Origin of the sequence: Actinoallomurus oryzae, assembly GCF_039541955.1 — a bacterium.
In the GTDB taxonomy this organism is placed as follows: Bacteria; Actinomycetota; Actinomycetes; order Streptosporangiales; family Streptosporangiaceae; genus Actinoallomurus; species Actinoallomurus oryzae.
The window spans coordinates 1-19,278 of record NZ_BAABHF010000050.1; the positions used below are offsets into that span (position 1 = coordinate 1).

19 protein-coding genes are annotated in these 19,278 nt (G+C 71.8%); 13 read left to right on the forward strand and 6 right to left on the reverse strand.

Annotation, left to right across the window (positions count from 1 at the left end):
* Positions 1–139: 139 nt before the first annotated feature.
* The gene (locus ABEA10_RS41805) at positions 140–1,636 is read left to right on the forward strand and encodes a cell division protein PerM (protein ID WP_345473750.1); all 1,497 of its coding nucleotides are present in this window, start codon (positions 140–142) and stop codon (positions 1,634–1,636) included.
* A gap of 13 nt (positions 1,637–1,649) precedes the next feature.
* Here the strand turns inward: ABEA10_RS41805 and ABEA10_RS41810 are convergent, their stop codons facing one another.
* The gene (locus ABEA10_RS41810) at positions 1,650–2,141 is read right to left on the reverse strand and encodes a hypothetical protein (protein WP_345473752.1); all 492 of its coding nucleotides are present in this window, start codon (positions 2,139–2,141) and stop codon (positions 1,650–1,652) included.
* Positions 2,142–2,362: 221 nt separating this feature from the next.
* Here ABEA10_RS41810 and purN point away from each other — a divergent pair, with 221 nt between their 5' ends.
* Genes purN through ABEA10_RS41830 form a run of 4 tightly spaced genes read left to right on the forward strand, consistent with a single transcriptional unit; the run spans position 2,363 to position 6,416 of the window.
* Positions 2,363–2,971, forward strand: a complete 609-nt coding sequence (gene purN / locus ABEA10_RS41815) for a phosphoribosylglycinamide formyltransferase (RefSeq protein ID WP_329251005.1) — start codon at positions 2,363–2,365, stop codon at positions 2,969–2,971.
* Positions 2,968–4,524 carry a bifunctional phosphoribosylaminoimidazolecarboxamide formyltransferase/IMP cyclohydrolase gene (purH, locus tag ABEA10_RS41820; RefSeq protein WP_345473756.1) on the forward strand — a complete coding sequence of 519 codons (1,557 nt, stop codon included), beginning with the start codon at positions 2,968–2,970 and terminating at the stop codon, positions 4,522–4,524. The genes purN and purH overlap by 4 nt, the downstream gene beginning before the upstream one ends.
* On the forward strand, positions 4,524–5,543 hold the full coding sequence (locus ABEA10_RS41825; RefSeq protein WP_345473758.1) for a hypothetical protein: 1,020 nt from the start codon (positions 4,524–4,526) through the stop codon (positions 5,541–5,543). Before purH ends, ABEA10_RS41825 begins: the two co-directional genes overlap by 1 nt.
* Positions 5,544–5,567: 24 nt before the next feature.
* Positions 5,568–6,416 carry a bifunctional methylenetetrahydrofolate dehydrogenase/methenyltetrahydrofolate cyclohydrolase gene (locus ABEA10_RS41830; RefSeq protein ID WP_345473760.1) on the forward strand — a complete coding sequence of 283 codons (849 nt, stop codon included), beginning with the start codon at positions 5,568–5,570 and terminating at the stop codon, positions 6,414–6,416.
* A 30-nt stretch (positions 6,417–6,446) separates the two neighbouring features.
* Here the strand turns inward: ABEA10_RS41830 and ABEA10_RS41835 are convergent, their stop codons facing one another.
* A complete protein-coding gene (locus ABEA10_RS41835; RefSeq protein WP_329251016.1) occupies positions 6,447–7,178 on the reverse strand; it encodes an FHA domain-containing protein in 732 nt (243 codons plus the stop codon).
* Between the two features lie 243 nt (positions 7,179–7,421).
* Here ABEA10_RS41835 and ABEA10_RS41840 point away from each other — a divergent pair, with 243 nt between their 5' ends.
* The 3 genes from ABEA10_RS41840 to ABEA10_RS41850 all read left to right on the forward strand — a co-directional run bounded on the left by ABEA10_RS41840 (position 7,422) and on the right by ABEA10_RS41850 (position 10,390).
* Positions 7,422–7,877 (forward strand): DUF3017 domain-containing protein, encoded by a 456-nt coding sequence (locus tag ABEA10_RS41840; protein ID WP_345473763.1) that lies wholly within the window; start codon positions 7,422–7,424, stop codon positions 7,875–7,877.
* Positions 7,878–7,995: 118 nt separating this feature from the next.
* Entirely contained in the window at positions 7,996–9,210 is a 1,215-nt protein-coding gene (locus ABEA10_RS41845; RefSeq protein ID WP_345473765.1) for an NADP-dependent isocitrate dehydrogenase, read from the forward strand.
* A gap of 199 nt (positions 9,211–9,409) precedes the next feature.
* Positions 9,410–10,390: a malate dehydrogenase gene (locus ABEA10_RS41850; protein ID WP_345473767.1), complete on the forward strand. Its 981-nt coding sequence runs from the start codon at positions 9,410–9,412 to the stop codon at positions 10,388–10,390.
* 64 nt (positions 10,391–10,454) lie between these two features.
* Here ABEA10_RS41850 and ABEA10_RS41855 read toward each other — a convergent pair whose 3' ends face one another.
* Positions 10,455–10,802: a hypothetical protein gene (locus ABEA10_RS41855; protein WP_345473769.1), complete on the reverse strand. Its 348-nt coding sequence runs from the start codon at positions 10,800–10,802 to the stop codon at positions 10,455–10,457.
* A 174-nt stretch (positions 10,803–10,976) separates the two neighbouring features.
* On the opposite strand from ABEA10_RS41855, the gene ABEA10_RS41860 reads away from it, so the two are divergent.
* Complete coding sequence (locus ABEA10_RS41860; RefSeq protein ID WP_345473771.1) at positions 10,977–11,531, forward strand: hypothetical protein; 555 nt, start codon at positions 10,977–10,979, stop codon at positions 11,529–11,531.
* Between the two features lie 18 nt (positions 11,532–11,549).
* Here the strand turns inward: ABEA10_RS41860 and ABEA10_RS41865 are convergent, their stop codons facing one another.
* Positions 11,550–12,314 carry a class I SAM-dependent methyltransferase gene (locus ABEA10_RS41865; protein WP_345473773.1) on the reverse strand — a complete coding sequence of 255 codons (765 nt, stop codon included), beginning with the start codon at positions 12,312–12,314 and terminating at the stop codon, positions 11,550–11,552.
* A gap of 138 nt (positions 12,315–12,452) precedes the next feature.
* Between ABEA10_RS41865 and ABEA10_RS41870 the strand changes: the two genes are divergently transcribed.
* Positions 12,453–13,064: a TetR/AcrR family transcriptional regulator gene (locus ABEA10_RS41870; RefSeq protein WP_345473775.1), complete on the forward strand. Its 612-nt coding sequence runs from the start codon at positions 12,453–12,455 to the stop codon at positions 13,062–13,064.
* A 45-nt stretch (positions 13,065–13,109) separates the two neighbouring features.
* Here ABEA10_RS41870 and galK read toward each other — a convergent pair whose 3' ends face one another.
* Positions 13,110–14,219 (reverse strand): galactokinase, encoded by a 1,110-nt coding sequence (gene galK / locus ABEA10_RS41875; RefSeq protein ID WP_345473777.1) that lies wholly within the window; start codon positions 14,217–14,219, stop codon positions 13,110–13,112.
* 142 nt (positions 14,220–14,361) lie between these two features.
* Between galK and ABEA10_RS41880 the strand changes: the two genes are divergently transcribed.
* Both ABEA10_RS41880 and ABEA10_RS41885 read left to right on the forward strand, forming a co-directional pair.
* Positions 14,362–15,642, forward strand: a complete 1,281-nt coding sequence (locus tag ABEA10_RS41880) for a Gfo/Idh/MocA family protein (protein WP_345473779.1) — start codon at positions 14,362–14,364, stop codon at positions 15,640–15,642.
* Between the two features lie 160 nt (positions 15,643–15,802).
* Complete coding sequence (locus ABEA10_RS41885) at positions 15,803–16,903, forward strand: ABC transporter substrate-binding protein (protein WP_345473780.1); 1,101 nt, start codon at positions 15,803–15,805, stop codon at positions 16,901–16,903.
* A 9-nt stretch (positions 16,904–16,912) separates the two neighbouring features.
* Here the strand turns inward: ABEA10_RS41885 and galE are convergent, their stop codons facing one another.
* Entirely contained in the window at positions 16,913–17,860 is a 948-nt protein-coding gene (galE, locus tag ABEA10_RS41890) for a UDP-glucose 4-epimerase GalE (RefSeq protein WP_345473781.1), read from the reverse strand.
* A gap of 98 nt (positions 17,861–17,958) precedes the next feature.
* Here galE and ABEA10_RS41895 point away from each other — a divergent pair, with 98 nt between their 5' ends.
* Complete coding sequence (locus ABEA10_RS41895) at positions 17,959–19,278, forward strand: hemolysin family protein (protein WP_345473784.1); 1,320 nt, start codon at positions 17,959–17,961, stop codon at positions 19,276–19,278.

The following is a 19,278-nucleotide window of genomic DNA, read 5'->3' on the forward strand; positions in this document are numbered from 1 at the left end:
CTGTGGGGCTATCTGTTCGGGTCCGTGCGGGGTGCTCGATCCTGCGACACGCCGGAGGCGCTGGCTCGGTTGGGGGGCTTGTGGCTGCGAGCATGGGTGGCGGTCTGTGCCCAGCCAGCCGAGGAGCGGTGACGACCCAATGAGCGACGTACGGGCACGCGTGTCCGGTGCGGATGCCGGTGACGAACCCGGTGGGGGCGAGGTCTCGGCCGAGCCCGCGGTACGGCCGCTCGCGGTCTCCGGCATCGTCGCCGCCGTCTGGTGCGCCGGGCTCGGGCTGACCACGCTCACCACGGTCACGCTCATTGGGTGGATCGCCGCGCCTCGTACCGCGCTCGGCACCGGGTTGCCCGGTGTGTTCCGTACCGCGGTGAACTTCTGGCTCGTCTCACACCACGCCGGTTTCTCGGTGCCGCACGGCCGCGTCGGGCTGCTTCCCCTCGGTCTGACCGTGCTGCCGGGCGCGCTGCTCTTCCGCGGCGGCGGGTGGATCACCCGGACCGGCCGTGTTCGCGGGCGGTACCGCATCGGCGTCGTGCACGCCGCGCTCGCGCTCGCCGTCCCGTACGCGGTGCTGGCCTTCCTCCTCGCCCTCCTCGCTCGCTCCACGGTGGTGTCGCCGTCGGCGTGGCAGGCGCTCCTGGCGTGCTTCCTGCTCGCCCTCGTCGCGGGCGGGCTCGGCGCGGCGCGGGCCCTGGTCGCCTCGACCACGAAGCGCTCGCCGTGGGTGGCGATCTTCATGCTGCTGCCGCACCGTGCGCGGTCGCTCGCCGCCGGGGTCACCGGCGCCATGACCGTGCTCATCGCGTCCGGGCTGCTGATCTTCCTCGTCTCGCTGCTCTTCCACATCTCGGAGCTAACCCACATCTACGGCATGCTCGGCACCGGCATCGTCGGCGGCATCCTGCTGACCATCGTCGCGATCACCTACCTGCCGAACGCCGCGATCTGGGCCGTGTCGTACGCCGTCGGCCCCGGGTTCGCGGTCGGCGCGGGCACGAGCGTGGCGCCGTCCGGCGTCTTCGTCGGCATGATCCCCTCGTTCCCCCCGCTCGCGGCGCTGCCGTCGCCCGGCCCGGCGCCGCTGGTCTCACTGCTCGCCCTGGCCGTTCCGTTCGCCGCGGGCGTCGCCGGAGGCGTGCTGACCGTCCGGTCCCTGCCGAGCGCGGTGGGCGAGGCGGCGCCGCTGTGGGGCTTCGTCTGCGGGGTGCTGACCGGCGGCGTGGTGGCGTTCCTGGCGGCGCTGTCCGGCGGGCCCGTCGGCGGTCACCGCATGGCGGTCATGGGGCCCTCCGCCTGGCAGGTCGGCCTGATGGCGGCCCTCGAGGTCGGCGTCTCGGCCGCCATCGCCGCCTGGGCGGCGAACTGGCACCTGCTGCGCCGCATGCCGCCGGCCGAGGACGACGCGCCCGCGCCCGAGCCCGCCGCCGAACCCGCCAAGGTCTCCGACAAGGTGCAGTTCGAGGATCCGGAGCCGGTGCTGGCCACGGTGGAGGTCCCGCCGCCGCTGCCCGACGGTGTGACGCCGATCGGTGAGCGTCAGCGGCTGCCCGGAGTGCCGCGCCCGCGCAAGGAGGCCGAGCCCGGCTCGGTCTCCCCGATCCGCAAGCGCCCACCGCGCGACCGCCCACGCTGACGGCGCGCGGAGGTCAGAACATCGAGCGGTAGCGGTCCATCGACCCCGCCGGCAGGTGCAGCTTGTGCTCGATCTTCGGGAAGTAGCGGTCCTGGCAGGTCTGCTTGTCGGTGATGGTCAGCGCGGAGGAGCGGCAGTTCTCGTAGTCGCTGAACTCCGTCGCGACCATCGCGCCGATGGCGATGCCGGCCACGGCGAAGCACAGCCCGATCGCCCCGACGATGATGCCCCCGATGGCGCCCGGCGCGCGGGTGAGGACGCGCTTGGCGCGGCGGCGGGCGCGTACGCCGGTGACGACGCCTGCGATCAGCAGCGCCAGGCCGAGCAGGGCGAGCCCCGGGATCGGCAGGAACAGCAGCAGCAGGCCGATGATGCTCAGCGACAGCGCGCGCATTCCGCCGCGCTCCACCGGGGTGGGCGGCAGCGGGGGCGGGGGTGCGGAAGGTGGCGGCCCGGGAAGCTGTGTCTGCGGTCCGCTCTCGCCCGGTCCTTGGGCGTCGCTCACGATGTCTCCTGGTTCGATCCGGCTGCTCTTGGGGGTCACGCTATGGCCTGCGGCTGGGGTGCGGGCGCCCGTGGGTGGCCGATCCCGGGCGGTGTGCGGCGCGTGAGGAGGGATTCACCTCGGTCACGGCTGCTGCCTCCTGGTGTCGGCTGAACCCGGCCGAACGCCGGCCGATAGGCTGGTACGGCCCGCCAACCCGTCTGTATCTCCTGGGAGTTACGGTGTCCGCCCGGCTCGTCGTCCTCGTCTCCGGCGCGGGGACCAACCTACAGGCGCTCCTCGACGCGTGTACCGATCCAGCCTACGGTGCCCGGGTCGTTGCCGTCGGCGCCGACCGTGACGGCATCGAAGGCCTGGCGAGGGCCGACCGTGCCGGAATACCGACGTTCGTCGCGCGGGTCAAGGACCACGAGACGCGCGAGCAGTGGGACGCCGCTCTGACCGAGGCGGTCGACAAGTACGACCCCGACCTGGTCGTCTCGGCCGGTTTCATGAAGATCCTCGGCGCGCGTTTCCTCGACCGCTTCGGCGGCCGCGTGATCAACACCCATCCGGCGCTGCTGCCCGCGTTCCCGGGTACGCACGCCGCGCGCGACGCTCTCGAGCACGGCGTCAAGGTGACGGGCTGCACCGCGCATTTCGTGGACTCCGGCGTCGACACCGGCCCGATCATCGCCCAGGAGGCGGTGCCGGTCCTCGACGACGATGACGAAGACACGCTGCACGAGCGGATCAAGGACGTCGAGCGTCCGCTGCTCGTGCGGACCGTGGGCCGCCTGGTCCGCGAGGGATGGACCATCGAGAGCAGCAGGAGAGTGAGGATCGGGTGACCCGGATCGCGATCAAGCGCGCGCTGATCAGCGTCTATGACAAGTCGGGCCTGGAAGAGCTGGCCACCGGCCTGCACCGGGCGGGTGTCGAGATCGTTTCCACGGGGTCGACGGCGGCCCGCATCGCCGCCGCGGGCGTACCGGTCATGAAGGTGGAGAAGCTCACCGGCTTCCCCGAGTGCCTCGACGGGCGGGTCAAGACCCTGCACCCGAAGGTGCACGCCGGGCTGCTCGCCGACCGGCGCAACGCCGACCACGTCCAGCAGCTCGAGGACCTGCACGTCGAGCCCTTCGACCTGCTGATCTCCAACCTCTACCCCTTCGCGGAGACGGTCGCCTCCGGCGCCGGCCCCGACGAGATCGTGGAGCAGATCGACATCGGCGGGCCCGCGATGGTCCGCGCCGCGGCCAAGAACCACCAGAGCGTCGCCGTCGTCGTCGACCCCGCCTCGTACGGCGAGGTCCTGGACGCCGTGCGCCGCGGCGGCTTCGAGGCGACCGAGCGCAAGCGGCTCGCCGCGGCGGCGTACGCGCACACCGCCGCCTACGACGCCGCGGTCGCCTCCTGGTTCGCCAATTCCTACGCGCCCGACGAGGTCGCCGAGGAGAGCGGCTGGGCGCCGATCGTCGCGAGCGTGTGGGACCGCAAGGCCGTCCTCCGCTACGGCGAGAACCCCCACCAGCGCGCCGCGCTCTACACCTCCCACGCCGGAGGGCTGGCCGAGGCCGAGCAGCTCCACGGCAAGGAGATGTCCTACAACAACTACGTCGACGCCGACGCCGCACGCCGCGCGGCGTACGACTTCACCGAGCCCTGCGTGGCGATCATCAAGCACGCCAACCCCTGCGGCATCGCCGTGGGCGCCGACATCGCCGAGGCGCACCGTAAGGCGCACGCCTGTGACTCGCTGTCCGCGTACGGCGGCGTGATCGCCACCAACCGGCCCGTTTCGGCGGAGATGGCGCGCCAGGTCGCCGACATCTTCACCGAGGTGCTGGTCGCCCCCGCCTTCGACGACGAGGCGCTCTCGCTGCTGACCGTGAAGAAGAACATCCGGCTGCTCGTCTGCCCGGAGGGCCCGGCGGGCGTCACGGAGTTCCGGCGCATCGACGGCGGCCTGCTGACCCAGAGCACGGACAAGATCGACGCGGCCGGCGACGACCCCGCCACCTGGGAGCTGAAGGCGGGCGCCGCGGCCGACGAGGCGACGCTGCGCGACCTGGCGTTCGCGTGGCGGGCGTGCCGTTCGGTGAAGTCCAACGCGATCCTGCTGGCGGCCGACGGCGCGACCGTCGGCGTCGGCATGGGCCAGGTCAACCGGGTCGACTCCGCACGGCTGGCGGTCACCCGAGCCGGTGACCGCGCGGCGGGCTCGGTCGGCGCCTCCGACGCGTTCTTCCCGTTCGCGGACGGGCTGGAGGTGCTCACCGAGGCGGGCGTGCGTGCCATCGTCGAGCCGGGCGGCTCCGTACGCGACGCCGACGTGATCGAGGCCGCGGAGAAGGCCGGGGTCACGCTGTACTTCACCGGCGTCCGGCACTTCTTCCACTGATGTGCGTCTCGGCGGCGCCGGCGCGGTTCACCGACACGATCCTGTATCACGGCCGTGTCCGGCACCCCGAGCACGGGCTCGTGCACGTGCTCGGGTACCAGAACGTCGCGGCCAACTACGCCACCGGCCCGAACGCCATGCTGCTGCACCTGCCCGGCGTCGGCATGACGCAGGACAACTTCGTCGACACGAGCGGCGCGCGCCAGGTTCTGCGGCGGATGGCCGACGCGATCATGCCGCGTTCGCCGGGATACGGCATGCCGGCGCCGGGCGGCGCGCCGGCGGGCGCCGCGCCGCCGCCGGTGCAGGTGTTCGAGCACGACATCTACACCGTCGTGCTCGCGACGAATGCCTCGCTGATCCCCGACGCGCTCCGTCTCGTGCCCGAGCATCGGCGGATCCCGGTCAACCGCCCGCTGTTCGACTTCTACGCCCAGAACTATCCCGAGCACGCCATCGCGCTGTGCTGCTTCGACAACCGCGACGCGACCCGCTCGGACCCGCTCCTGCTCTGGTACGTCCCACGGCATCCGGACCGCCGCGAAATGCCGGCCGTCGACTGCCATACCGGCGATGTCCCGCGGATCGGCACCTCCGCGCCGGCCGACCACTGTGTGATCCTCGGCACGGACGAGCCGGTGTCGGTCGAACCCGGCTCCTGGAGCTGGCACTCGGCCCCCATGTTCTGGTCCGATTCCGACCGTAGTGGCCCGGTGGGCCCCTTCCTGCCCGACGCGATCGTCGGCCGGACCTACACGGGCAGCCTGCCCAACGGCGACTTCATGATTCCGCACGCCGATCTGCTGGCGGGTCGCTTGTCGGCGATGAGCCGCGTCGGGCCGGACGGTGAGCCCCTGCCATCCCCACTCCCGTCCACGCCGCTGCCGCCCCCGCCCGTGCCTCCACCCCCCGTGCCTCCGCCGCCCGTGTCCCGGCCGCCGGTGCCTCCGCCACCGCTCCCACCGCCCTATATGCCTTATCGGCCCCGTCGCCGCCGGTGGTGGCCGTTCGGGCGCTGATCGCCGCCTGAGACAATGGCGCACGTGACCGCACAGATACTGGACGGCAAGGCGACCGCGGCGGAGATCCGTACGCGGCTCAAGGAGCGGGTCGCGGCCCTGCGCGAGCGCGGCATCGTCCCGGGGCTGGGCACGGTGCTCGTCGGCGACGACCCGGGCAGCCACGCGTACGTCGCGGGCAAGCACCGCGACTGCGCGGAGGTCGGCATCGCGAGCATCCGGCGCGACCTGCCCGCCACGGCGACGCAGGCGGACGTCGAGGCCGCCGTCGACGAGCTGAACGCCGACCCGGCCTGCACCGGCTACATCGTGCAGCTTCCGCTGCCCAAGGGGCTGGACGAGCAGCGCGTGCTGGAGCGGATCGACCCGGCCAAGGACGCCGACGGCCTGCACCCGGTCAACCTGGGCCGGCTCGTGCTGATGCAGCCGGGTGCGCTGCCGTGCACGCCGCGTGGCATCGTCGAGCTGCTGCGCCGCTTCGACGTGCCGATCCGCGGTGCCGACGTCACCGTGATCGGCCGCGGCGTCACCGTCGGCCGGGCGCTCGGCCTGCTGCTCGGCCGCCGCACCGAGAACGCCACGGTGACGACCTGCCACACCGGCACCAAGGACCTCGCCGCGCACACGCGCGGGGCCGACATCGTCGTGGTGGCCGCGGGCGTGCCCGGCCTCATCAAGCCGGACATGATCAAGCCCGGAGCGGCCGTGCTCGACGTCGGCATCACCCGTACGGACGCGGGGCTGACCGGCGACGTGGACCCCGGCGTCCGCGAGGTGGCGGGCTGGCTCGCGCCGATGCCCGGAGGCGTGGGCCCGATGACCCGCGCCATGCTGCTCACGAACGTCGTGGAAGCCGCAGAGAAGGCCGTCTAAGCCTGTCTCAAGCAGCGAGCTGTGTCAGGCCTAGCTCGCCGCCCGGCGGTTGGGGGCGCCGGGCGCGGCGGGGCGCCTGGGGGCGGGCTGACGTGGGGCTCCGGTCGTTCCGCCGCCCGGCCGGGGGCCGTCCGGGCGCCGCGCGGTCTCCGGCGTACGGCCGCCCTGGGGCGGCACGTGCACCGGCGGCAGCGGGCGTACGAGGCCGAGCGCGATGACCTCGTTGGCCAGCCGGGTGCGCCGGTTGGCGCCCTCCGGGATGCGGAACTTCTGGTAGAGCCGCAGCAGGTGCTGCTTGACCGCGGCCTCGGTCACGACCAGGTCGGTCGCGATCTCGCGCGCCGTGGCGGGCGCCACGAACGCCTCGTCGGACAGCGCCGGCCGGCACAGCGACGTGAGCACGTCGATCTCGCGCCGGGTCAGGTCGGGCGCGACGGCCCGGCGCAGCTCGACGTCGGGATCGACGTCTTCGCGCGGGATGCCGCCCATCCGGCAGCGGGCGGCGCCGAAGCTCACGACGTCGCCGTCTTCGAGGACGCGCCGGGCGATCGGCCGTCCGTTGACACGTGTGCCGTTGCGTGAGAGTCCGAGGTCCACCACGTAGACGTACGGGCCACGCCGGATCAACTCCGCGTGCAGCCGGGAGACGCTGGGCTCGTCGAGCCGGATGTCGACACCCCGCCCCCGCCCGATCGTGGTCACCTCGGGTCGCAGCGGCAGTACGGTGCCGCTCTCCTCGATCCGTATGAACGGGCCCTCCACGGCGGTCCCTCCCAGCTAGTTAGCGACCCCTGTCTGGCGGGTTACCCGGACCGGCCATGGTCACACCATCCTACTCGTCGGTAGGTACGAGTACGACGGGAATCTTGGGGCATGACGAGCATTTTGGACCGGTAAGTGACGGCCGCATTGACACCCTCGTGACAACCGAGACAGGGCCTCCCGACCGTATTGTCAGGGCCGGGCGACGGACGCGGCCCGCCCGGCGCTGCCAAGATAGGAGCCATGTCAGAGCCGTACGGTCCGCCTGAACCGGGCGGGTCGACCCAGCAGCCGTACGTCCCGGAGCCGCGCTCGGGGGCGGCCGATTCCGGCGGGCCTGGAGGGGATCCGGTCGGCCCGCACCCGATGCCGGGACCCTCGACTCCGCCGTCCGCGCGCGGCGGTGACCGGGCGCGGCCACGCCCGGCGGTGCCGCGCTGGCTCGGCCGGCTCCCGTACGCCTTCGTCCTGTGCGGCGTGGCGACGGGTCTCGTCGTCGTGGCCACTAATCACTTCCGGCGAGGGAGCATGCTCATCGCCGCCTCGGTGTTCATCGCGGCGCTGGCGCGGCTGGTGCTGCCGGAGAGCCAGGTGGGCATGCTGGCGGTGCGCCGCAGGTGGCTCGACGTGTTCCTCATGACGGCCGCCGCGGTCGGTATCACACTTGTCGCATTTGTCGCAAAGGGGTCCAGCGGCTGAATTACGTCGGCGCTCCGATAGCCTCATCAGCGAGCCCTACGAAGGACTGCTGACCAGTGTGGAGCGCAAGAGCCGATCGTGCCCTCGCTACCACGACGTAAGAAGGGACAGCTACAGCATGCCCAAGATCAAGGTAGCGGGCCCCGTCGTCGAACTCGACGGCGACGAGATGACGCGGATCATCTGGCAATTCATCAAGGACCAGTTGATCCTGCCCTACCTGGACGTCGACCTGCGGTACTACGACCTGGGGATGGAGCATCGGGACGCGACCGACGACCAGGTCACCATCGACGCCGCCAACGCCATCAAGGAGCACGGCGTCGGCGTCAAGTGCGCGACCATCACCCCCGACGAGGCCCGGGTCGAGGAGTTCGGCCTGAAGAAGATGTGGCGGTCGCCCAACGGCACCATCCGTAACATCCTCGGCGGCGTCGTCTTCCGCGAGCCGATCGTCGTCTCCAACATCCCCCGTCTCGTCCCCGGCTGGACCAAGCCCATCATCATCGGCCGCCACGCCCACGGCGACCAGTACCGCGCCACCGACTTCGTCGTCCCCGGCCCCGGCAAGGTGACGGTCGCGTTCGAGCCCGCCGACGGCTCCGAGCCGATGGAGTTCCAGGTCGCCGACTTCCCCGGCGGCGGCATCGCGATGGGCATGTACAACTACGACTCCTCGATCCGCGACTTCGCCCGCGCGACCATGCGGTACGCCCTCGACCGCAAGTTCCCCCTCTACCTCTCGACCAAGAACACGATCCTCAAGGCCTACGACGGCCGCTTCAAGGACCTGTTCGCCGAGGTCTTCGAGACCGAGTTCAAGGCCGAATTCGAGGCTGCGGGCATCACCTACGAGCACCGCCTCATCGACGACATGGTCGCGCAGGCCCTCAAGTGGGACGGCGGCTTCGTCTGGGCGGCGAAGAACTACGACGGCGACGTGCAGTCCGACGTCGTCGCGCAGGGCTTCGGCTCGCTGGGCCTGATGACGTCCGTGCTGATGACCCCCGACGGCCGTACGGTCGAGGCCGAGGCCGCCCACGGCACCGTCACCCGCCACTACCGCCAGCACCAGCAGGGCAAGCCGACGTCGACCAACCCGATCGCGTCGATCTTCGCCTGGAGCCGGGGCCTGGCCCACCGCGGCAAGCTCGACAACACCCCCGCGGTGACCGAGTTCGCCAACACGCTGGAGAGGGTCTGCATCGAGACCGTCGAGGGCGGCCAGATGACCAAGGACCTGGCGCTGCTCGTCGGCGGCGACCAGGGATGGCTGACCACCCAGGAGTTCCTCACCGCGCTGGACGAGAACCTCCAGAAGAAGCAGGCCTGAGTAGATAACGAGCCCCCTCACCCACGCTCTCGTCGTAGGTGAGGGGGTTTCTCGTCTGTACGCGCCGCTTCGGTTCGTACCCGCCGGAACGGCCGGAAGGGGCGCACGGTAGCCTGACCGGTGGAATGTCTCGACGGCGAGAGACCTCCACGGAGTTTCTGCGCTCGGCGAGGACCTCGTACCGCAGGAGAAACCAACGATGACCGTCAATGTGACCGTGACCGGCGCCGCGGGCCAGATCGGCTACGCGCTGCTCTTCCGCATCGCCTCGGGGCAGCTTCTGGGACCCGACACTCCCGTACGGCTGCGCCTGCTGGAGATCCCCGCGGCCGTCAAGGCCGCCGAGGGCACGGCGATGGAGCTGGACGACAGCGCGTTCCCGCTGCTGGAGGGCATCGACGTCACCGACGACGCCAAGCGTGCCTTCGACGGCACCAACGTCGCGCTCCTCGTCGGCGCCCGCCCGCGGACGAAGGGCATGGAGCGCGGCGACCTGCTCGAGGCCAACGGCGGCATCTTCAAGCCGCAGGGTGAGGCGATCAACTCCGGTGCCGCGAGCGACGTGCGCGTCCTGGTGGTCGGCAACCCGGCCAACACCAACGCCCTGATCGCCAAGAGCCACGCGCCCGACGTGCCGGCCGAGCGCTTCACCGCGATGACCCGCCTCGACCACAACCGCGCCATCGCGCAGCTGTCCAAGCGGCTCGGCGCCGCGGTCGCCGACGTCAAGAAGATGACGATCTGGGGCAACCACTCCGCGACGCAGTACCCCGACATCTTCCACGCCGAGGTCGGTGGCCAGAACGCCGCGCAGGCGGTGAACGACGCCGACTGGCTGCGCGACACCTTCATCCCGACCGTCGCCAAGCGCGGCGCCGCGATCATCGAGGCGCGGGGTGCGTCCTCGGCGGCCTCCGCCGCGTCGGCCGCGATCGACCACGTGCACACCTGGGTCCACGGCACCCCCGAGGGCGACTGGACCTCCATGGCGGTCGTCTCGGACGGTTCGTACGGAGTGCCGGAGGGCCTCGTGTCCTCCTTCCCGGTCGTCTGCAAGGACGGCAAGTGGGAGATCGTCCAGGGCCTGGAGATCAACCAGTTCTCCCGCGAGCGCATCGACGCCTCGGTGCGCGAGCTGGAGGAGGAGCGCGACGCCGTGCGCAAGCTCGGCCTCGTCTGACGGTCGCCGCGACGTAGAGCGGGTAGGCCGCCGGGTCCGTTCGTCGGACCCGGCGGTCTCTTCGTTACCGGCGCGCGCGGCGCAGAAGGTAGACCGCGGTGACGAGAGGCCCGGCGATCGCCAGCACGAGCACGGGGATCCCGACCCAGCCGGGGATCGTCGTGCCCGTGCAGTTCCCGACGCGATCGGACGGGCCGTCGACGTAGACGCACGTCTGGGTCGGCGAGAAGGCGATGATCCCGACCGCGACGGCGAGCCCGCCGGGCCACACGAGCAGGCCGACGAGCTTGTCGCGGAGCGTCCACCGCCGCGAGACGAGCAGCATGACCGCCCCGGCCACCCAGCCGGCCACCGGGACGATCACACCTCCGACAAGGAGAAGGAACACCGTCAACGCGTCATACCGCCGCATGCGTCCCAGCATGGCGGTTCCGGCCCACCGGCCACGCCGGTTTCCGGTGATCGGCCGGCACGGAGAGCCGGCGCGGAGAGAAGGGGGTCATTCTCGCGGCCGTCTCTTCGCGTACCGTGGAATTCGCGTTCGACTCACCACAAGGTCCGCAAGACTCGCGCGATGGGGGGCGCCGTGCCCGATCCCCAGGCTCTGCGTTCCGCGTGGCAGGCGCACACGGACGCCGAGTTCATCTCGCAGGACATCGACGCCGTCATGGCGACCATGGTCCCCGAGCCCGCAGTGATCCACGTGCCCACCGCCATGGGCGGCATCGGGTACCAGGGGGTACGGGACTTCTACACCCGGCTGTTCGTCGGCCACAATCCGGCGGACTTCACCATCGACTCGCTGTCCCAGACCGTCGGCACCGAACAACTCGTCGACGAGATGATCGTCTCGTTCACCCACGACAGCGCCGTCCCGTGGATCCTGCCCGGCGTGCCGCCGACCGGGGTTCGCGTCAGCGTCCCGGTCATCGCCGTCGTCGGCTTCGACGCCACCGCCGTACGCAGCGAACACATCTACTGGGACCAGGCGTCCGTGCTGGCCCAGGTCGGCCTGCTCGCGCCGGCGACGGTCTCCTCGCTGCCGGTGCTGGCCGACCAGCCGGCGGTCCTGGACGGGCGGGTCACCCTGAACGAGCTGGCGACCCCGGCAGGCCCCCGTCCGACCCCACACGAACCCTGAGCGCCAACGCGCCGCCGGTCAGGGAGCGTCGGTGCGGGCCGCGGTGACCACCATGGTGGTGTAGTGCATCGTGAAGCCGCCGCCGAGCGCGTCGATGGCGGCGCCGACGGCCTCCAGCACCACCGCCAGCTTGTCCGCCGGGAGGCGGGTGACCGAGCCCTGGGTGGGGATCTGCTCCAGCCACTCGTCCCGCGTGTAGAACCGCTCCCACTCGAACGGCCACTGCTCCGGCTCGCCGAACGCGCCCGCCTGCCGGATGCTCTCGGCGGCCTTGTCGAATCCTCTCTTGTAGACGTCCAGGGTTCGCGTCGTCGCGGTGAGATCGAACGGTGCGTCGGGCACGACCTGCTTGTAGGCCGTGCCGAACGCCTCCGCCACCTCGGGCGGAAGCTGGAACACGTGCCAGAACGGCGCCAGCCGGCCGCCGGGCCGCAGCACCTGCGCCGCCTTGGCCGCGCCGGCGACCGGGTCCACCCAGTGCCAGGCGGTGCCGGCGATGACCGCGTCGAACTTCCGGCCGGCGGGATCCCAGTCCTCGAACTTCGCCACCTCGACCTCGAATCCGCCGCGCCGCGCGAAGTCGGCCATCCGCGCGTCGGGTTCGACGCCGAGCACCGTGCAGCCGGCCGACCTGAACTGCCGGGCCGCCGTGCCGGTGCCGCAGCCGACGTCGAGCATGGCCGGGCCGGGGCTGGCGGCGATGATCGCCTCCACCATGGCGTCGGGATAGCCGGGCCGGGTCCGGTCGTATCGCTCGGCGTCCGTGCCGAACGACTCCGCCATCTCCCGTGCCTGGTGGGCCTCGCGAGGGGAAGCAGGTGGGGATTGCTCAGAAGGTACAGTGGGCATGCGCCCACTGTAAGTGGGCACATGCCCACTCGTCAACGGAGCGGCGCTCGACGCCGCGAGAGGGGAGACGCGGTGCCGACAGGCGTGGCGATCCGTGACGTGCGCGAGCAGCTGTTCGAGGCCGCCGAGCGAATCCTGCTCCGGGACGGGCCGAGCGCGCTGACCAGCCGGGCGGTCACCACGGAGGCGGGCTGTGCCAAGGGTGTCCTGCACCGGCACTTCGCCGACTTCGACGACTTCCTCGCCGAGCTGGTGCTCGATCGCGCGGGCCGGATGGCCGCCCAGGCGACCGCTCTGCGGGATGCGGCCGGGACCGGCACGGTCGTGGGCAACGTCGCCGACGCGCTCACGACGATCTTCCGATCGGTCGCCGTGGCGCTCGTCGCGCTGATCACCTTCCGGGACGAGCTGCGCGCCCGGCTGCGCCGGACCTGGCCGGCCGGCGTCCCGCTCCTCGCGGAGGCGGTGATCATGGTCGCCGACTACCTCATGGCAGAGCGCGACCTGGGTCGCGTCGCGGCCGGCGCCGACGTCGGAATGCTGGCTCCCACGCTGATCGGGGCCGGGCACCTGCTGTTCGCCGATCGCCAGGCGTCCCCACCGGAGCCCGAGGCCGTCCGCACCATGGTGAGCACGGTCCTGTCCGGGGTGCTGCCGAACCCCCCGGTCTCCGGCGGTGCGTGACGCCGACGGCGGCGGGCGCGCCGTCCGGTCGGCGCGCGGCGGCGCTCAGCGCAGGCGGCGGGCTCCGGCGGACGGGGTGGCCTCCAGGAAACGCGGCTCGGCCCAGCCGCGGCGCGCGTAGGCCTCCGTCACCGCCGCGCGTACCCGTTCGGCGCGGGCGGCCGGCGCGAGGGCGATCACCGAGCCGCCGAAGCCCCCGCCGACCATGCGGGCGCCGCGGGCGCCCGCGCGTACCGACTCCTCGACCGCCACGTCGGCCTCCGGCCACGAGACCTCGAACTGGTCGCGCAGCGACAGGTGCGACGCCGTCAGCAGCGCCCCGACCTCCCCGACCACTCCCGCGCGCAGCAGGCCGACCGTGGCCTCCACGCGGTGGTTCTCGGTCACCACGTGCTGGGTACGGCGGCGCAGCACCGGGTCGCCGAGCCGGGACAGGGCCTCGCCCAGGTCGGTGACGTCGCGCAGGGCGGGCACCCCGAGCAGTTCGGCGGCCTTCTCACACGCCGCGCGGCGGTCGGCGTACCCGCCGTCCACCAGCTCGTGTTCGGCCCGCGTGTCGATGACCAGCAACGTCAGGCCGGTCAGGTCGAGCGGCGCCTGCGTCGACAGGCCGCTGCGGCAGTCGAGCATCAGCGCGTGGCCCTCGGTGCACAGCAGCGACGCCGACTGGTCCATGATCCCGCACGGCACGCCGACGAAGTCGTTCTCCGCGCGCTGGGCGATGCGGGCGAGCTCCGGCCGCGGCACCTCCACGCCGTACAGGTCGCACAGGGCCACCGCGACCGCGCACTCCAGCGCCGCCGAGGACGACAGGCCCGCCCCCTGCGGCAGGTCCGCGTCGACGAGCAGCGATGCGCCGCCGACCGGGTATCCGGCCTCGCGCAGCGACCACGCGACGCCGGCGGCGTACGCGGCCCAGCCGTCCACCGACCCCGGCGCCGGGTCCGTCACCTCGGCGGTCGCGGGCGACTGCAGCGAGCGCAGCGCGAACACCCCGTCGTCACGCCGGGCGGCGGCGACCGTGACGCCCTGACGCAGCGCGAAGGGCAGCACCAGGCCGTCGTTGTAGTCGGTGTGCTCACCGATCAGGTTGACCCGGCCCGGTGCGTGCCAGACCCCGTCCGGCTCGCGCCCATAGGTCTCTCGGAAGCCCATCTCACCGCTCCTCGAATCGAGGAGCGATCATAGCGGCAGGCCGGCGGTCCGGCGTGGCCCGCTCCGAGGTGACGCGCCCATTGACTCGGGCACTGACGGGGTCATCATCGAAGAAACTTCCATTGATGAGTGGGGGGCAGGCATGCCGGTCACGTTGGCGGTGGCAGGGGCGGGCATCCGCGGCCGGAGCTACGCGCGCCACGCCGCGGCGGGCGGGCACGCCCGGCTGGTCGCGGTGGCCGAGCCGGACGAGAGCCGCCGTACGGCCATCGCCGCCGAGCACGGACTGCCACCCGAGAACGTCTTCACCGACTGGCGGGACCTCGCCGCCCGGCCCAGGCTCGCCGACGCGGTGATCGTCGCGACGCAGGACGCCCAGCACGTCGAGCCCGCGGTCGCCTTCGCCGATCTCGGCTACCACCTGCTGCTCGAGAAGCCGATGGCGCCCACCGAGGCCGGGTCGCGAAAGATCGCCGAGGCCGCCGAGCGGTCCGGCGTCATGCTCGCCGTCTGCCACGTCATGCGCTACTCCGCCTACACCCGCGCGCTCAAGGACCTGCTCGACCGGCGGCGGATCGGCGACGTGGTCAACGTCCAGCACCTGGAGCCGGTCGGCTGGTGGCACTTCGCCCACTCGTTCGTGCGCGGCAACTGGCGCAGCGAGGTCCTGTCCTCGCCGATGCTGCTCGCCAAGTGCTGCCACGACGTCGACTGGCTCGCCCACATCATCGGGCGGCCGGCGCGGCGCGTGTCCTCCTTCGGCGGCCTGACCCACTTCCGGCCGGAGAACCGCCCCGCCGGGGCCGCCGACCGCTGCCTGGACTGCGCGGTCGAGCCCGGCTGCCCGTACTCCGCCCCGCGCATCTACTTCCGCCTGGCCGGTGCCCCGGAGCGAGGAGACTGGCCGCACACCGCGCTCACCGCCGACACCTCGCCGGAGGGCGTACGCGAGGCGCTGCGCACCGGTCCGTACGGGCGATGCGTGTACACCGGGGACAACGACGTGGCCGACCAGCAGGTCGTCATGATCGAGTACGAGGGCGGCGTCACCGCCTCGCTCACCGTCACGGCGTTCACGCCCATGAGCTCCCGCCGGACCCGCGTGTTCGGCACGCGCGGCGCCATCGAGGGCGACGGACAACGCCTCACGGTCCACGACTTCGTCACCGGGCGGCACGAGACCGTCGAGACCGGCGACGACAAGGCCGTCCTCGACGGTGGTCACGGCGACGCCGACCAGGCGCTGGTGGCGGCGTTCGTCGCGGCCCTCGCCGCCGGCGACCCGGCACCGCTGCTCACCGACGCGCGCGCCTCCCTCGACAGTCACCGGCTCGTCTGGGCCGCCGAGCGCGCGCGGCACACCGGGACCGTCGTGACCATCCCCGAGCAGGTGCCCGAACCCGACGCCCCCCGATCGGAGTGACCATGAATCCTGCACGCTGGGCCGCGGGGGGAGCGGCACTGGCCGTCCTCCTGGCCGGCGGCTGCTCGTCCGGATCGTCGGCGGACTCCTCCGGTCGCGGGCCGATCACCTGGGCCATGTTCAAGGAGCCGACCGGGGCGCTGACGAAGATCGTCGAGGTGTGGAACCGCGCCGGCCGCGCGAGAAGGTCAGGGTGGTCGAGCTGCCCGAGGTCGCCGACGCCCAGCGGCAGCAGCTCGTCCAGAACGCCCAGATCAAGTCCGACGCGTTCGACGTGGTCACGCTCGACGCCGTTTGGACCGCCGAGTTCGCCGCGAACCGCTGGGTCGAACCGATCGACACGAAGACGCTGCCCACCGGCGCTTTCCTCGCGCCGTCGCTGCGCACCGGGGAGTACCGCGGCCGGCTGTACGCCGCGCCCTGGCTGACCGGCGCGGGACTGCTCTACTACCGCACCGACCTGCTGAAGAAGGCCGGCATCAGCCGGCCTCCGGTCACCTGGGCCGAGCTGACCGCCGACTGCGCCAAGGTCCGCAAGATCAAGGACATCGGCTGCTACGCCGGCCAGTACGACAAGTACGAGGGCCTCACCGTGAACTTCACCGAGGCGGTCGCCAGCGCCGGCGGCCAGGTGATCGACGCCTCGGGACGCCCGGCCCTCGGCACGCCCGAGGCCCTCAAGGGCCTGGAGTTCCTCGCGAACGGCTTCAAGGACGGCATGATCCCGCGTGCCGCCATCGGGTACCAGGAGGAGAACGGCCGCCGCGACTTCGAGGCCGGCAAGCTGCTGTTCCACCGCAACTGGGGCTATGTGTACTCCACCGCCGGCAAGAAGAACGGCACCAGCAAGGTGGTCGGCCGGTTCGGAGTGGCGCCGCTGCCCGGCCTGAACGGCCCGGGCACCTCTACCCTCGGCGGCAACAACCTCGCCGTGTCGGCCTTCTCCAAGCACCAGCGGACGGCCCTGGACTTCCTGGCGTACGCGACCGGGAAGGAGGCCGAGAAGAACTTCGGGCTCACGAGCGCCTACCCCATGTCCCTCACGGCGCTGTACTCCGACCCCGATCTGGTCAAGGCGCAGCCGTACCTGCCGACGATGCTGAAGTCGATCCAGGGCGCCCGGCCACGACCGCAGGTCGTCCGGTACGGCGACGTCACCGCGGCGATCCAGAAGGAGGCCTACGCCGCCCTGCACGGCGACGCGAGCCCCCAGCAGGCCCTGACACGGCTTCAGGCCGAGCTCGGCCCGCTGACTCGCTGACGAGCGTGATCAGGACCGGATGAACTCCCACGCGTCGGCCACCATCGCTCGCAGGTCGCGCTCGGGCTTCCAGCCCAGCCGGTCGGCGATCTTGGTGGAGGAGGCGATCAGCACGGCGGGGTCGCCGGGCCGCCGAGGGCTCTCGACCGCGGGGATCGGCTCGCCGGTGACCTCGCGGCAGACGTCGATGACCTCGCGCACGGAGTAGCCCGAGCCGCTGCCCAGGTTGAAGATCTCGTGTTCGCCGGGCGCGCAGGCGTCGAGGGCGAGCAGGTGCGCCACGGCCAGGTCCACGACGTGGATGTAGTCGCGGACGCAGGTGCCGTCGGCGGTCGGGTAGTCGGTGCCGAAGATCGAGACCGACTCGCGCCGCCCGAGGGGAACGGCCAGCACGTTGGGGATCAGGTGCGTCTCGACGGTGTGCCGCTCGCCGTACGTGCCGTACGCCCCGGCGACGTTGAAGTAGCGCAGGCTGACCCCGCCGATCCCGTACATGCGGGCGTACTCGGCGAGGGTCGTGTCGATGGCGAGCTTGGACGCGCCATACGGGTTGGTCGGCCGGGTGGGGTCGGTCTCGAGGATCGGAGTGCGCTCCGGCTCGCCGTACGTCGCCGCCGTGGAGGAGAAGACGATGCGCGGAGTCCGGTGCGCGCGCATGGCGTCGAGCAGGGCGAGCGACTCGCCGAGGTTCTTGTCCCAGTACAGGCCGGGCTTTTCCACCGACTCGCCCACCAGCGACTTGGCCGCGAAGTGCAGGACGCCGTCGAAGCCCTCGGACAGCACGTCGCCGGCCGCCTCACGGAGCGTCGCGCGGACCAGCGGAACGCCTTCCGGAACGGCGTCGGCGTGCCCGGTGGAGCAGTCGTCCAGCACGACGACCTCGTGCCCGGCCTCCAGCAGTTTCGCCGCGACGACACTGCCGATGTAGCCGGCGCCCCCCGTGACGAGAAGCTTCATCAGGACCTCCGGTATTCAGATGCGGGTACGCTTACAGGCCTAGTCTTTCCGACAACCCACCAGGACATGGACGCCCCACATAGACCCTGGCGTCTCCCATGACGGGGACGCTCGCGAGCGCCGCCATCGTCTTGGCGCTCATTCTGATCGAGGCGCTGTTCGTCGCGTCCGAGATCGCTCTTGTCTCACTCCGCGACAGCCAGGTCCGCCGGATCGGCGAGCGTGGCCGCCGCGGCGTCGCCGTGGCCCGGCTGGTCAGCGATCCCAACCGATTCCTGGCGGTCGTGCAGATCGGTGTCACGCTGACGGCCCTGCTGTCCTCGGCGTACGGCGCCGTGACGCTGTCCGACACCGCCAAGAAGGCCCTGGTCGAGCACACCGGGATGTCCGAAGGGCTCGCGGGCTTCGTGGGGGTCGTCGGAGTCACGCTGGTCATCTCCTACGTCACGCTCGTCATCGGCGAGCTGGCGCCCAAACGCCTGGCCCTCCAGCGGGCCGAGGGCGCGGCGTTGCTCGTCGGACCGTTCCTCGACCGTATGGCATTCGTCTCGCGCCCGGTCATCTGGCTGCTGTCCAAGTCCACCAACCTCGTGGTGCGGATGCTCGGCGGCGACCCGGCGACCTCCCGCGAGAAGATCACCGCCGAGGAGGTGCGCGCGCTGGTGGCGGGCACCACCGAGATCGCCCCGGACGAGCGGAACCTGATCGAGGAGGTGTTCGCGGCCGGCGAGCGCCAGCTGCGCGAGGTGCTGGTGCCGCGTACCGAGGTGGAGTTCCTCGACGCCACCACGCCGCTGTGCAAGGCGGCCCAGATCGCGGCCGGCAGCCCGCACTCGCGCTACCCGGTCTACCGCGAGTCCCACGACGACGTCGTCGGGTTCGTGCACGTCCGTGACCTGCTCGACCCGCAGCAGTCCGGCCTCACGACGCCCGTCGGCGACGTCGTACGGCCCGTGCTCTACCTGCCGGCCAGCAAGCGCGTGCTGGCCGTGCTGTCGGAGATGCGGCGCGAGGGCCACCACCTGGCGATCGTCGTGGACGAGTACGGCGGCACGGCCGGGATCGTGACTCTGGAGGACCTCGTCGAGGAGCTGATCGGCGACATCCGCGACGAGTACGACGTCGAGGACTCCCAGGCGCGGCGGCTGCACGGCGGCGCGCTGGACGTCGACGGCCTGCTGAACATCGACGACTTCGCCGACGAAACCGGCGTTGAGCTGCCCGAAGGCCCGTACGAGACGGTCGCCGGCTACCTCATGGCCGTTCTCGGTCATCTGCCCCAGGTAGGGGAGATGACCATGGTCGGCGGGCATCGTCTCTCTGTCACCGAGGTGGACGGGAGGCGGGTCGCACGGGTGCGTGTCACACCGCCGCCGGTCGCCGAGCCGGTCCCTGAGCCGGAGCCCGACGAGTCCTGA

Bases quoted from the DNA above. Each gene is read 5' to 3' on its own strand.
- ABEA10_RS41805 (WP_345473750.1), top strand. From the start codon at position 140: ATGAGCGACGTACGGGCACGCGTGTCCGGTGCGGATGCCGGTGACGAA.
- ABEA10_RS41825 (WP_345473758.1), top strand. From the start codon at position 4,524: ATGTGCGTCTCGGCGGCGCCGGCGCGGTTCACCGACACGATCCTGTAT.
- ABEA10_RS41840 (WP_345473763.1), top strand. From the start codon at position 7,422: ATGTCAGAGCCGTACGGTCCGCCTGAACCGGGCGGGTCGACCCAGCAG.
- ABEA10_RS41845 (WP_345473765.1), top strand. From the start codon at position 7,996: ATGCCCAAGATCAAGGTAGCGGGCCCCGTCGTCGAACTCGACGGCGAC.
- ABEA10_RS41850 (WP_345473767.1), top strand. From the start codon at position 9,410: ATGACCGTCAATGTGACCGTGACCGGCGCCGCGGGCCAGATCGGCTAC.
- ABEA10_RS41855 (WP_345473769.1), bottom strand. From the start codon at position 10,802: ATGCGGCGGTATGACGCGTTGACGGTGTTCCTTCTCCTTGTCGGAGGT.
- ABEA10_RS41865 (WP_345473773.1), bottom strand. From the start codon at position 12,314: ATGGCGGAGTCGTTCGGCACGGACGCCGAGCGATACGACCGGACCCGG.
- galK (WP_345473777.1), bottom strand. From the start codon at position 14,219: ATGGGCTTCCGAGAGACCTATGGGCGCGAGCCGGACGGGGTCTGGCAC.
- ABEA10_RS41880 (WP_345473779.1), top strand. From the start codon at position 14,362: ATGCCGGTCACGTTGGCGGTGGCAGGGGCGGGCATCCGCGGCCGGAGC.
- galE (WP_345473781.1), bottom strand. From the start codon at position 17,860: ATGAAGCTTCTCGTCACGGGGGGCGCCGGCTACATCGGCAGTGTCGTC.
- ABEA10_RS41895 (WP_345473784.1), top strand. From the start codon at position 17,959: ATGACGGGGACGCTCGCGAGCGCCGCCATCGTCTTGGCGCTCATTCTG.